The 13,755-nt window shown below is 64.6% G+C and carries 10 protein-coding genes; 2 read left to right on the forward strand and 8 right to left on the reverse strand.

Annotated elements, in window-relative coordinates:
- Window positions 1–118: 118 nt before the first annotated feature.
- The 6 genes from Q0K17_RS07705 to Q0K17_RS07730 form a co-directional block, all read right to left on the reverse strand.
- Entirely contained in the window at window positions 119–1,051 is a 933-nt protein-coding gene (locus Q0K17_RS07705; protein ID WP_294541780.1) for an FAD-dependent oxidoreductase, read from the reverse strand.
- A gap of 219 nt (window positions 1,052–1,270) precedes the next feature.
- The gene (locus Q0K17_RS07710) at window positions 1,271–2,257 is read right to left on the reverse strand and encodes an N-acetylmuramoyl-L-alanine amidase (protein WP_294541783.1); all 987 of its coding nucleotides are present in this window, start codon (window positions 2,255–2,257) and stop codon (window positions 1,271–1,273) included.
- A 280-nt stretch (window positions 2,258–2,537) separates the two neighbouring features.
- Window positions 2,538–3,497 carry a diguanylate cyclase gene (locus tag Q0K17_RS07715; protein ID WP_294541785.1) on the reverse strand — a complete coding sequence of 320 codons (960 nt, stop codon included), beginning with the start codon at window positions 3,495–3,497 and terminating at the stop codon, window positions 2,538–2,540.
- Between the two features lie 155 nt (window positions 3,498–3,652).
- On the reverse strand, window positions 3,653–4,948 hold the full coding sequence (eno, locus tag Q0K17_RS07720; RefSeq protein ID WP_294541788.1) for a phosphopyruvate hydratase: 1,296 nt from the start codon (window positions 4,946–4,948) through the stop codon (window positions 3,653–3,655).
- Window positions 4,949–5,179: 231 nt separating this feature from the next.
- Window positions 5,180–6,838 carry an O-antigen ligase family protein gene (locus Q0K17_RS07725; protein ID WP_294541792.1) on the reverse strand — a complete coding sequence of 553 codons (1,659 nt, stop codon included), beginning with the start codon at window positions 6,836–6,838 and terminating at the stop codon, window positions 5,180–5,182.
- Between the two features lie 79 nt (window positions 6,839–6,917).
- The gene (locus tag Q0K17_RS07730; RefSeq protein ID WP_294541795.1) at window positions 6,918–8,111 is read right to left on the reverse strand and encodes an MFS transporter; all 1,194 of its coding nucleotides are present in this window, start codon (window positions 8,109–8,111) and stop codon (window positions 6,918–6,920) included.
- Window positions 8,112–8,306: 195 nt separating this feature from the next.
- On the opposite strand from Q0K17_RS07730, the gene hisS reads away from it, so the two are divergent.
- Window positions 8,307–9,557 (forward strand): histidine--tRNA ligase, encoded by a 1,251-nt coding sequence (gene hisS / locus Q0K17_RS07735; RefSeq protein ID WP_294541797.1) that lies wholly within the window; start codon window positions 8,307–8,309, stop codon window positions 9,555–9,557.
- A gap of 139 nt (window positions 9,558–9,696) precedes the next feature.
- Entirely contained in the window at window positions 9,697–10,746 is a 1,050-nt protein-coding gene (locus Q0K17_RS07740) for a DUF4349 domain-containing protein (RefSeq protein WP_294541799.1), read from the forward strand.
- Between the two features lie 62 nt (window positions 10,747–10,808).
- Here the strand turns inward: Q0K17_RS07740 and Q0K17_RS07745 are convergent, their stop codons facing one another.
- Window positions 10,809–12,149 carry an MATE family efflux transporter gene (locus Q0K17_RS07745; protein ID WP_294541801.1) on the reverse strand — a complete coding sequence of 447 codons (1,341 nt, stop codon included), beginning with the start codon at window positions 12,147–12,149 and terminating at the stop codon, window positions 10,809–10,811.
- A gap of 148 nt (window positions 12,150–12,297) precedes the next feature.
- The coding region (aspS, locus tag Q0K17_RS07750; protein ID WP_294541804.1) for an aspartate--tRNA ligase at window positions 12,298–13,755 on the reverse strand (1,458 nt) is incomplete at its 5' end.

A 13,755-nucleotide genomic window follows, 5' to 3' on the forward strand; every position in this document is an offset into this window, starting at 1 on the left:
TGAAGCACCTCGCTTTCTATCAAATTTTATATCATCATAAACCCTATCACTGACAATGTCAATAACAAGTTTATGATTCTTGCTATATGTCGCACAAGCCGAGAGCCGGGGAGGCACCTTACCCCTCCACCCCTGCCAGATACTCCTGGGCAAAGTGCACGGCCACGGCGCCGTCGGCGGTGGCGGTGACCACCTGGCGCACTGCCTTGGCGCGGGCATCGCCCACCGCAAAGACACCGGGCAGGTTGGTGCGGGTGGTCTCATCGGCGGCAAAATACCCGGCAGCGTCGCAGGTCACCTGCTCCCGGAAGAGCTGGGTGTCCGGCACACGGCCGATGGCCGCAAACACGCCGTCACAGGCCAGCTCCCGGATGGCGCCGGTATGCACATCCTCCACCTTCAGGGCGCACAGACGGCCGTCCTCCCCCTGGACCAGTTCTGCCGGACGGGCGTTCCAGACGATCTCCACCCCGCTGTTTTCCAGGGCGCGGACGTTGGGCGCCGGGGCGCGCAGGGTATCCCGGCGATGCACCAGGTATACCTTCTGGCACAGCTTGGCCAGATGCAGGGCATCTCCCACCGCCGTGTTGCCGCCGCCCACGACCACCACCGTCTTGCCCCGGTAGAGCATGCCGTCACAGGCGGCGCAGTAGCCCATGCCCCGGCCGATGAGTTCCTTTTCGTTGGGCAGGCCCAGGGGGCGGGGGGAAGCCCCGGGAGCCAGCACCACCGTGCGGGCCAGCACTTCCCCGTCGTCGGTCTGCAGATGCTTGACCGCACCGGTGAGGTCGGCGCCGGTCAGCTGGGCATAGCGGAACTCCGCCCCCGCCCGCTCGGCACCCTGGCGCATCAGGTCCCCCAGGGAATACCCGTCCAGACCTTCCGGGAAACCGGGATAGTTCTCGATGAGGGGGGAATCGGCCATCTGGCCGCCCGCGGCCAGCTTTTCCAGCACAATGGTCCTGAGGCCCGCCCGGGCCCCGTACAAAGCGGCGGTGCAGCCGCCCGGGCCGCCGCCTACCACAGCCATATCATAGATCATTTCACTCATGGTTTTGTTCTCCTTGCCGGCTGCCCGTTGCACCGGGCGGCCTTTTCCACAATATACCATATATAGGGTCCCTTGTCGAGAGTTTCCCCAATTTCCGGCATTCTCTTCCGGGCTGACAAAAGAAAACCCTCCGTGTTGTCCGTCACGGAGGGTTTTTGCCGGGGATGGTTGGGGGACTTCCCCGGCCACACAGAAAAAGAAGCGCGTCATGCGGGAATGTCAGGATTGGTCGGGTTCCAGATTGAACCAGCTGCAGATGGCCTCATAATAGAGTCGGGCCGCCCGCTGGCAGCCGTCCTCGTCCGCCAGCAGGTCCACGTCGGCGCTGTTGGTGAGGAAGCACTGTTCCGACAGCACCGCCGGACACTGGGCGTATTCCAGTACGCCGAAGGTGGGGTCATCGTGGACGGTGGTATCGTCGGATTCGTAGAGCAGCTTTTCGTTGTCGTCACCGTAATATAAGTACCGCACGCCGTCCAGTCCCCGGAGCCGCTGGCCCAGATTGCCGAAGCCTTCGGTGAGGCAGCGGGCAAAGCGCAGGCTCTCCTCATGGTTGGCGTCGCCCGGGGGAATGGCATAGCACTCATACCCGGACGTGCCTGTGCTGGAATCGGAATTGCCATGGATGGACAGCAGCAGCTGGGCCCCCTGGGCGGCGGCCCGCTGGGCACGCTCGCTGGGCTTGATGCGGGCACAGTCCGGGTTCTGGCTCTCCTCCTCGGTGATGGTCAGGTAGGGGCTGAACCGGCCGTCCGCCTCCAGCAGGTCGGCCAGCTCGTTGGCGGTGCGCCAGGTCATCTCATATTCCCCGAATCCGGGGCCTTCCGACCCACGGTCCACCCCGCCGTGTCCCGGATCAATGGCCACCACCGGCAGCTGTTCCGCCGGGGCGGCCACCGCCTTGGCGGTAGCCGGTTCATCCACAGGCAGCTGTTCCGGTTCTGCTGCGAAAATCCGTTCCACGCAGGGCACCAGGAAAAGCACCACCGCAGCCACCACGCACGCCAGAGCCGCCAGGATGCCCAGGCGGACCAGACGTCTGGCCCGACGGCGGCGACGGCGCAGGGCATACCAGTCCCGGGAATGCCGTGTATCCCGTCCGGCACGCACCGCTCCCGCCATGTTGGGGCTGCGGCGGGCCTGTGCCGGCTGCGGCCGGCGGTACTGGATCTTGCTCGCCTGACTCATGGATTCCTGCCGGGACATGTGTGTCACCTCTTTTGTACTTCCTGGACCGTTTGTGCGGGTATGACCCGCGGTGTAATTGGTAGTATAAGGCAGGTTTGTGTCCGACTTGTTTCCGGATCGGACAAATTTCTGCGCCCTTTCCTTTATTCAGTGGGGTTTCGGGGGGCAAATGTTACACATGCTGCCTTCTTTTTTTGCTTGCACCCTTTATGACGATCCTCGAAGCCGAAAAGTCTCACCCTGCCCGAAAAAAAGAGCCGGTGCAGAAGCACCGGCTCTTTGCCGTATATCCGGGCGGTCAGAGGGTAGGCGCATACACGCAGCTGACATTCTTGCCCTTGTGTTTGGCCGCATACAGGGCCTCGTCCGCCCGCTGGAACAGGCCGCGCACCGTATCGTCCGGCTGTTTGGAGGCGATCCCGATGGAGATGTGCACCGGCCGGCCGATGGTGGCACCCGCACCGCCGTTGATCTTGCCGATGATACGCTGGGCAATGCGCTCGGCGATCTCATCGGTGGTCACGCCCGGGCAGAGCACGGCGAACTCGTCACCGCCCACGCGGCCCAGCACGTCCACACGGCGGGTGGCTTCGTGAAGGAGCCGCCCCACCTCTTTGAGGACTTCATCCCCGGCCAGATGGCCGAAAGTATCGTTGATCTGTTTGAAATCGTCCAGATCCAGCACCATCAGGTAGAGTGCCCCCTCCTTCAGCCGGGATTCGCACTGCTCAAAGAAGGCACGGTGGTTATACAGGCCGGTCACCGGATCGGTGTTGGCCAGCTCGGTCATGCGGGCTGCCAGCCGCTGGGTCTCCCGGATCTTCTCGCTGAGGGTCTTGGGGTAAAATTCTCCGTAGGCCTGTTCCTTGTAGGGGACCGACTGGTGAATATGCACGATCTTCCAGTCCTCGCCCCGTCTGGCGTAGACCACGCTGAACCGGATGTCCATATCCATGCCGGCGTCATCCTGGCCGTTCCGGACATGGAAGCCGCCGTAGACCAGGTGGGTATCCGGGCTCAACGCACTCTCCTGGTACCACTCATCCAGCAAGACAAAGGTGATCTGCTCGGTCTGGGCGCATTCCTCGTCCAGTGCCTGCATCAGCATTTCACCGGAGGTGTAGAATTCATGTTTGCCCGTACCGATCACCACACAAGCCGGGTCGATCATGGGGTACAGGCGGGAGAAGTCCTCCTTGGTGCGGTGGAACACATAGATATGCCACAGTTGTCGGGTCATCCCGCAGAAATCTGTCATGTGCGGTTGCTCCTCTGCCAAAAAATCAATAGTTCTTTTTTATTATGGTGGATATGCCGGACGATGTCAAGCTGAGAAAAGGCGGTTTCACACAAAAAAACGGACCTGCTCTTTCCGGAAAGAGCAGGTCCTGCTGTTACTTTTTCACTGTACGGTCAGCGGCTGACGCCGAAGGCGCCAAAGCCCGGATAGACCGCCGAAGCGCCCAGCTGTTCCTCGATGCGCAGCAGCCGGTTGTACTTGGCCACCCGCTCGCTGCGGCTGGGGGCGCCGGTCTTGATCTGGCAGGTGTTCAGGGCCACGGCCAGGTCGGCGATGGTGGTGTCCTCGGTCTCGCCGGAACGGTGGGAGGAGATGGCGGTGTAGCCGGCCTTGTGGGCCATCTTGATGGCTTCCAGGGTCTCGGACACCGAGCCGATCTGGTTGAGCTTGATGAGGATGGAGTTGCCGCATCCCAGCGCAATGCCCTTGGCCAGACGCTCGGTGTTGGTGACAAAGAGGTCGTCCCCCACCAGCTGGACCCTGCCGCCCAGTTCTTTGGTCAACAGCTGCCAGCCTTCCCAGTCTTCCTCGTCCAGACCGTCCTCCAGGGACCAGATGGGATACTTTTCGGTCAGGTCCTTCCAGTGGGCCACCAGCTCGGCGGAGGTGTAGGTCTTGCCGCACTTGGGCAGCTTGTACTCGCCCTTGGTGCCGCTCTTCCACTCACTGGCGGCGGCATCCATGGCCAGCACAAAGTCCTTGCCGGGGGTGTAGCCCGCCTGTTCGATGGCTTCCAGAATGACCTGGATGGCTTCCTCATCGCTGGCCAGGTCGGGGGCAAAGCCGCCCTCATCCCCCACGGCGGTGGCCAGCCCCCGGCTCTTGAGCAGGGCCTGCAGGGCGTGGAAGACTTCGGTGCAGGCGCGCAGCCCCTCCGAAAAAGAGGGCAGCCCGACGGGCATGATCATGAATTCCTGCACATCCACCGTGTTGGCCGCGTGGGCGCCGCCGTTGAGGATGTTCATCATGGGCACCGGCAGCCGGTTGGCGTTGACACCGCCCAGGAAGCGGTAGAGGGGGATATCCAGCGCCGCGGCGGCGGCCCGGGCGCTGGCGATGGACACAGCCAGGATGGCGTTGGCCCCCAGGCTGGATTTGTCCTTGGTGCCGTCGGCGGCGATCATGGCCGCGTCGATGGCATAGATATCCGAAGCGTCCATGCCGGCGAGGGCGTCGTTGATGACGGTGTTGATGTTCTCCACCGCCCTGGTCACCCCCTTGCCGCCGTAGCGGGACTTGTCCCCGTCCCGCAGTTCCAGGGCCTCAAACTCGCCGGTGGAGGCGCCGCTGGGCGCCGCGCCCCGGCCCACGGTGCCGTCGGCCAGCCAGACTTCCGCCTCCACGGTGGGATTGCCCCGGGAGTCGATGATCTGGCGGCCCAGGACCTTTTCTATACTGAGGTGTTTCATTGGTGTACCTTCCTTTCCTGAACGCCCGACCTTTGGGCAGGCGGGCGGGTATTGTGCTGGTTAGTTGTCTCTAACTAACTGTAGTATACCCGATCTTTCCGCAGGATGCAACCCCTGCACGGAAATTCTGGGCGGGAAAGGGTGGGTTTATACGGAAGGGCCTATACCATTTTGGCAAAACAGCGGCCCGCCGGGAAAATCCCCGGCGGGCCGCCGTATCTTGCACAGATCTCAGAACAGGAAGAAGAGCACCACATGGGACAGGGGGGCCGCCAGAGCCATCATGATCACCGCAAACAGGGTGATCTCGGTATACCGCAGTCGGGCTGCGCCCGCCGGCAGGGCCGGGGTCTCCTCATCCGGCCGGGGGGTGCCCAGCACCCACAGCAGGGCGAAGAGGACCATCACCAGGGGGAAGAGCATGGACACCCGGATGGACACCACCGCCTGCACCAGGTAGCTGCACAGAGCCAGCAGCACCGGGGCCGCACCGGGACGGTTCCAGGCCCGGAAGCCCCGGCGCAGATGCACCGCCACAAAGCCCACCCAGGCCGCCAGACCCAGGATACCGGTGGTGAGCAGCTGTTCCAGGTACTCGTTGTGGGCGGCGTAAAAGGTATTCATCCGGTCGGTGAGGCTGTCCCCTGCCCAGGCCACCATGGCCTTGTGCATGGTGCCGGGGCCGTACCCCAGCAGCAGACGCCACCAGGGTGCGCTGCTCCAGGTGCCCCAGGCAGCCCGCCAGCCGGTGCCGCGGTAGGTGCCCCAGTCATCGTTGAAGACCAGGAAGTTGTCCAGCTTGCCCAGGGCCGGGAACCCGTCCCACAGATTGGCCAGCAGGAACAGCACCGCCACCGCTGCCACGCAGACGGCGGTCATGATCCGGCCCACCAGACACAGGCTGCGTTCCGCCTTGCCCCGCCGGGCCCGCCAATAGAGCAGCCCCCACACGGCGGCGCAGAACACGATCCCCGGAATGGCCAGTTCCGGGTCACCGAAATGGGACAGCAGGGACCGGCCGCCCTGGGTGTAGACGGTGGCCCGCATATGGTGCATCCAGGCCGCCCAGGCGAAGAAAGCCAGACCGATGAGGGCGCCCCGGCGTACCATGCGGGTGTCAAAGTTTTTGTGGCAGACCAGCACCATGGCCGCGGCCACCACCCCCAGGGTCAGGGCTTCGGCGTCCACCACCGCCAGGGCCAGTCCGCCGAAGACCATGGGAATCCCGTAGGCGATATTCTGGGCGCGGCCTTTGGCGGTGAGCCATGCGTAAAAGACAATGGGCAGCACGATGGCAAAGAATCCGGCATTGAAGTCCTTCTGCCCCAGGGTGGAGAAGAACTGGGCCCGCTCCACCACCGCCGTATCCCGGTACGCACCGATGAGGTCGATGTTGAAGATGTTGAGCACATACAGCACCGTGACGATGGAAGCCGTGACCCCCACCCCGAAAAAGAGGAAGTTCATATCCCCCGTCGGGGCAAAAGCCCGGACGCAGAGATACGCCAGAGCCGTGATGACCACCAGGGCGAAGCCGCCGTAGTAGCCGCCCAGCCCCCACAGGGAGGAGACCGGCGCAATGGAGGTCACCGTGGACAAAAGACCGGTGAGGGCGAAGGCGCCCAGCCAGAGAGTGCCGGTATCCCGTCTGGCAAAGCGGCCGGCCGGGACCTTGCCGCCGATGAGCAGGCAGGCCCCCAGGGCGGCGGCGAAGAGCAGGATCAGGGTGAAGCCGCCGGAAAACTTGGTCAGACCCAGGTTGGAGAACCGGTCGATATACAAGGGAAAGATGCACAGCACCGCCGTGAGCAGGGCGGTGGCGGTGGATGCCGTCATCCGGGCCAGATCCTGCTGCTGACGCTGTCGGGCAGATTGGGTATGCTTGGGCATGAAAACAAAAGACCTCCTGAGAGTGAAATGACAAAAAAGAAGGCGGCCGCCGGACTGTGTCCGGGGTCACCTAGCTATTTTACCTTCCTGTGCCTTTTTTTGCAACCGTTGTACCATTTTGACACAAAGGTTTTACAAGTGCGAAGCAGACCAGCCCCGCGGCGGCGCTGAGCCCCGCCGCCCAATGTCGGGCTCCCATGGGCAGCAGCTGGCTGCCCGCGTAGCTGAGCAGGCTGCCGGCGCTCATGCCCAGGGCCAGGAAACCGTAATTCACCCCCGCATGGCGCAGCCCGAACAGGTCGGTGTTCAGGGAAGGCTGCACCGCCGCCCCGCCGGAGTAGAAGAAGGTCAGCAGGGCGTAGGCGGCGGCCACCCACCAGTTCTGCGCCAGGGCGAAGAAGGCCGAACCGATGCCCAGCCCCGCGTACACCCCGTACAGCACCGGCTTGCGTCCCGCCTTGTCGCTGAGGGCCGGACAGGCCAGACGGCCTGCCGCGGAAGCCGCCGCCCCGATGACCACACACAGCGGGGCCAGGTTTTCCGCCATGCCCCGGTCGGCGGCGATCTGTAAAAGGTCCGGGCTGAAGAGCAGCACCGGCGGCGCCGCCAGCGCCACCCCCGCCACGCAGAGCTTGTACTGCGCCGTGCGCACCATGGCTTTGGGTGGCAGGTCGGCGGCGGTGCCCGCCGGGGCGCCGGGTTTGGGGGGCGGGTTTTTCAGCACCGCCGCCCCCGCCCCGCAGACGGTGAGGATCACCGCCCCCAGGGCACCGAAGCAGACCCGCATGCCGAATTTTCCCCCGATGCCCCGCACGAACAGGGTGAGAAAAGCCCCCGAAAGTCCCATGGCCGCCCCGGTGACCCCGGTGGCCAGACCTTTGCGGTCGGCGTACCATTTCTGGGCACAGGCCAGCACCGCCGGGGCCAGAAAGGCGCTGCCCACCCCCGCCGGCACGCTGTAGGCCAGCAGAAACAAAGGGGCGTTGCCCGCCGGGGCCGCCGCCGCCAGCAAAAAGCCCCCGCCCATGAGCAGGGTACCCCAGCCCGCGGCAAACCGGGGGCCCCGGGCGTCCTGCAGCAGGCCGCCGATGGCACACCCCACCCCGTAACCCGCCACCAGCACCGCAAAGACCATGCTGGCCTGGGCCCGGGTAAAGGCGTATTCCTCCATGACCGGGCGCTGGAACACCCCCCACGCCGCCGGGATGCCGGTGAGCAGCTGCACCGCCGCCCCCGCCGCCAGAATCTGCGGCGCGCCTTTCTTCTGCTTCACAGTTCCGCCCCCTTTGTCTCCTTTCAGTATTCCCCGCCAAAAGGGCGGAAATTCCCGGCAGCAGAGCCTGCTTTCGGTTGACAAACCCACCGCCCGGGGGCTATGATATACAGTACAGTGCGGCAAAACGCCGCGGATCCGCCATTTCCCGCGATCTTCGCGGACATTTCAAATACAGTAAGGAGCTGCCAAGCTATGAAAACCCAACCCTTGAAAGGCATGCGGGATCTGCTGCCCAACGAGCAGGCCCTGCGCGACCACATCCAGGCCGAGATCCTGGCCACCTACCGTGCTGCCGGGTTCCAGCGCATTTCCACCCCCATCCTGGAGGATATGGAGAATCTGGACAAGAGCGACGGCGGCGACAACCTGAACCTGATCTTCAAGGTTCTCAAACGCGGCGACAAGCTGGCCGCCGCCCTGCGCAGCGGGGACGAGTCCCAGCTTTCGGACATGGGCCTGCGGTACGACCTGACCCTGCCCCTCTCCCGCTACTACGCGGCCAACCGCAATTCCCTGCCCCACCCCTTCAAGGTCATCCAGACCGACCGGGTCTACCGGGCCGAGCGTCCCCAGAAGGGCCGCCTGCGGGAATTCGTCCAGTGTGACATCGACATCCTGGGCGATGCCAGCCCCAACGCCGAGGTGGAACTCATCGACGTGACCGCCCGGGCGCTGCTGCGCATCGGCTTCTCCGGCTTCACCGTGAACATCAACGACCGCCGCATCCTGCGGGCCATGCTGGCCGGGATGGGCTTTGCCGAGGACACCCTGGATTCGGTCTGCATCAGCTTTGACAAGCTGGACAAGATCGGCGCCGACGGTGTGCGGGGCGAACTGGAGGAGAAGGGCTTCCCTGCCGAAGCCATCGCCGCCCTGGACGCCTTCCTGCGCGGGGGCGACTTCAGCCTGGAGGCCGTCACCGCCGCCTGCGGCGAGAAGGGCCCCGAGCTCACCGCCGACCTGCGGTATGTGCTGTCCACCGCCGAAAAGCTGGCCGCCGGACGGTACGGCATCGCCTACTGCCCCAGCCTGGTGCGCGGCCAGGGCTATTACACCGGCATGGTGTTCGAGGTCACCTGCCCCCAGTTCTCCGGCGCGGTGGCCGGCGGCGGCCGGTACGACAACATGGTGGGCAAGTTCATCGGCCAGACGGTGCCCGCTGTGGGCTTCTCCATCGGGTTTGAGCGGGTCTGCGGCATTTTGCTGGAACAGGGCTACGCCATCCCCGGCGCCAAGCCCAAGCTGGCCCTGCTCTATCTGCCCGAGGCCGATTTTGCGGACGTGCTCACCAAGGCCGAGCGGCTGCGGGCCGACTACGACGTGACCGTCCTGGCCCAGGCCAAGAAGCTGGGCAAGCAGTTCGGCACCCTGGAAGCTGCCGGGTTCAATGCCGTGGCCTTTGCGGACAATGAGGACATCAAGGTCCTTGGTCAAAAGGGCTGAAAAACGCAGCAAAACTTTAGCGGGAACGCCGAAAAATGGCGTTCCCGCTTTATTTTTGGCATCAATTTGTAATGTGCTGCGGTCTTTTCCGTGTTATACTGGTGACAGAGAAAGACATCCCGGAAAAGGAGGAGATCCCATGAAACGAACCCATTGGCCCGTCCGCCTGACAGCGGCCCTGACGGCCCTGGTCCTGGCAGTTTCCCTGAGCGGCTGCGGGGCATCCGGCGGGGACAAGTTTGCCGCTGCCGATACCACAGAATCCACCGAGGCCGCCGCCATGCCGGAGGAGACGCTGACCTCCGGCAGCACCGCCGACGGGGCCGAAGCCGGGGAAGGCGCCGGGACCGTGACCCTGGACCCGGGCGCCACCAGCGAGAGCGCCCGCAAGATCATCTATACCGCCAATCTGGAACTGGAAGCCACCGATTTTGACGCCGCCCGCACCGCCCTGATGGAGGCGGTGGAAGCCCAGGGCGGGTATCTGGAACACAGCAGCCAGGATGGCAGCGCCGAGTATCAGAGCCGCAGCCTGACCTGCACCGTGCGGGTGCCGGCAGAACATTACCGGGCATTTCTGGAATCCGCCGCCCAGGTGGGCAGCCAGCGCTACCTGAGCGAGGACGCCAACGACATCACCGCCGGATATGTGGATGTGGAGGCCCGACTGGCCGCGCTGGAAAACCAGCGGGACCGGCTCAACGCCCTGGCCGCTTCCGCGGAAACCACCGCCGACCTGCTGGAGATCGAGAGCCAGCTTTCGGACGTGCAGTATGAGATCGAAAACTACACCCGCCAGCTGCGGGCCATGGACGACCAGATCAGCTACTCCACCGTGAACATCAGCCTGTACGAGGTGGCGGTGCTGACCCCGGTGACCCCCGTCACCTTCGGGGAAAAACTGGGTCGGGCCTTCGGGGATGGCTGGGAGGTCTTTGTGGACTTCATCCAGGGCACTGTGCTGGCCGTTGTGTACATGTGGCCGCTGGTGATCCTGGCGGCGGTGGTCATCGCCGTGCTGCTGGCCACCCGGCCCGCCCGCCGCGCCCGCCGGCAGGCCAAAGCCGCCGCAAAACAGGCCGCCCGCAGCCAGGGCAACACCGCCTACACCTACCCGACCTCTGCCAATCCGGACCCGTCCCGGGAGGAAAAGACGCCCCCGCAGGAGGACGGCACTCCCAAATACTGAGGCTACCCCAAAGCGGCAACGCCCCCGCGGCCATCTGGCCGCGGGGGCGTTTTTGTTCCGGGTCACGGGGTTTCCCGGGAGGGAGGATACAGGCTGCCCCGGCTGCGGAAAAAGAGGACGCAGCCCACGGCGCTGACCAGGGCCTCGCTCACCGGGAAGGCCAGCCAGACCCCCGGCATGCCGAAGAGGGCCGCCAGCAGCAGGGCGGCAGGCACGATGACGAAAAGCCCCCGCAGCAGCGAGATGGCCTGGGCAGGCGCCGGACGCTCCACCGAGGTGAACCAGATGCAGAGGATCACGTTGGCTCCGGCAAAGAGGGCTCCCAGGAAGTAGAGCTTCAGCCCCTGTACCGCGATGGCCTGCAGGGTGGGGTCGGCCTCGCTGTTGAACACGCCGGCGATGGTCCCGGCCCCCGCAAAGATGCCCAGATACACCACCACGGTCACCGCGGCCATGCTGAGCAGGGCGTAGCGCAGCAGCCGGAAGAGGTCGGGCCGCCGTCCATGGCCCCAGGCCCGACTGACCAGGGGCTGCATACCCTGGGCCAGACCGGAATACACCGCCAGCACCACCAGGGACAGGTTGGCCACCACCCCGTAGGCCGCCACGCCGGTGTTGCCAGCCAGACGCAGGATCAGGAAGTTGAAGGTGACCATGACCACCGCCCCGGAGAGCTGTTCCAGCAGGGAGGGCACGCCCAGGGCCGCGATGCGGGCGGCGGTGCGGCGCTGGGGGCGGCAGGGCACCGGGCGGAAACCGCACCGGGGGTTGGCCCAGTGGGGCGCCTGGATGAGGATGCCGATGACCGGGGACACGCCGGTGGCCAGCACCGCGCCCAGGATGCCCAGCCCGAAGGGGAAGATGAAGATGTAGTCCATGACGATGTTGGCCAGACTGCCGGTAACGGTGGCGGCCATGGACAGCTGGGGGGCGCCGTCGTTGCGCATGAAGCATTGCAGCACGTCATTGAGCAGGAAAGCCGGAGCAAAGAGCAGCAGCACCCGCAGGTAGGTGGTGGTCATGGTGTGGACGGTGCCGGTGGCCCCCAGCAGGGCGGCCAGCGGGCCGGGAACGGTGAGTCCGACCAGCACGAACACCGCCGCCGCGGCCGCCGCCATGCCCAGGGTGTGGGTATAGACCACATTGGCTTCCTCCCGGGCATTCTGGCTTTTGAGCACCGAGAAGCGGGTGGCCCCGCCCATACCCAGCAGAAGGCCGATGCCGTGGATGACGTTGTAGACGGGAATGGCCAGGTTCAGGGCGGCCAGTCCCTCACTGCCCAGGCCCTGGGCCACAAAGAAGGTATCCGCCAGAATGTAGCAGGACATCGCCATCATGCCCAGCACGCTGAGCACCGCATAGCGGCCGAATTCGGCCCGCAGGGTCGGATTTGTATGGTTCATGGTTTTGCCTCCTTTTGTTTGTCAGTCTGTCCCCGCACCGGGCCAAACATACAAAAAACGCCGGTGCTTCGCGTCTTCAATGGCCTACGACGCAAAGCCCAGCGTTTTGTATAACCCACCCGGCGGCGGGTCCTTATTCAGTTTGTGTTCAGTGGTTGTCCACCAGCGCGATGGACAGGTCCTGCAGCTGCTTGGGGTCCACCACGTCAGGCGCACCGGACATGGGTTCGCCGGCGTTCTGCACCTTGGGGAAGGCGATGACATCCCGGATGGAATCCTTCTTCAGCATGAGCATGACCAGACGGTCCAGGCCGTAGGCCATACCGCCATGCGGGGGCGCACCGTACTTGTAGGCATCCATCAGGAAGCCGAAGCTGGCGCGGGCCTTCTCCTCGGTGAAGCCCAGGGCGCGGAACATGCGGTCCTGCAGGGCAGGGTCGTTGATACGGATGGAACCGCCGCCCAGCTCCACACCATTGAGCACGATGTCGTAAGCCAGGGCGCGGCAGGCACCGGGGTCGCTCTCCACCTTGTCCAGGTCTTCCGGCTTGGGCATGGTGAAGGGATGGTGCATGGCCATCCAGCGGCCTTCCTGCTCGCTGTACTCGAACAGGGGGAAGTCCACCACCCACAGGAAGTTGAAGGCGTCCTTGTCGATGAGCTCGTACTTGCGGCCCATCTCCAGACGGACCTGGCCCAGGGCGGTGCAGGCGCGGACCCAGTCGGTGTCGCTGACCAGCAGCAGCACGTCCCCGGTCTCCACGTTCAGAGCCTGGTACAGGGCGGTCTTCTCCGCCTCGGTGAGGAACTTTTCAAAGCTGGAGGAGGTGCTCTCGGCGGTCAGGCGGCTGTAGGCCAGACCCTTGGCGCCGTAGGTCTTGGCGACTTCGCCCAGCTTGTCGATGTTCTTGCGGGTCAGGCGGTCAGCCATGCCCTTGGCGTTGATGGCACGGATGGTGCCGCCGGCGGCCAGGGCATCGGCAAAGGGCTTGAACTCGGTGCCGGCAAAGACGCTGCTCACGTCCTGGATCTCCAGACCGAAGCGGGTATCCGGCTTATCAGAGCCGAAGCGGCTCATGGCCTCGTCCCAGGGCATGCGCACGAAGGGGGTGGGCACGTCGATGTTCAGGATCTCTTTCCACAGACGCTTGATGAGGCCTTCGTTGATGGTCATGACATCGTCCTCGGTGACGAAGGACATTTCCTCATCGATCTGGGTGAACTCCGGCTGACGGTCGGCGCGCAGGTCCTCGTCCCGGTAGCAGCGGGCGACCTGGAAATAGCGGTCGAACCCGGACAGCATCAGGATCTGCTTGTACAGCTGGGGGCTCTGGGGCAGGGCGTAGAAGTGGCCGGGCTGCACACGGCTGGGCACCAGATAGTCACGGGCACCTTCCGGGGTGGACTTGATCAGGGTCGGGGTCTCGATCTCGCAGAAATGCTGGTCGTAGAAGTAGCTGCGCACCACCTGGCAGATCTTGGACCGCATGACGATGGGTTCGTGCATGGACGGGCGGCGCAGGTCCAGATAGCGGTAGCGCAGGCGCAGGTCATCGTTGACGTTGATGCCGTCGCGGATCTCGAAGGGCGGGGTCTGGGCTTCGCT

Source organism: uncultured Gemmiger sp., assembly GCA_944388105.1.
Taxonomy (GTDB): Bacteria; Bacillota; Clostridia; order Oscillospirales; family Ruminococcaceae; genus Gemmiger.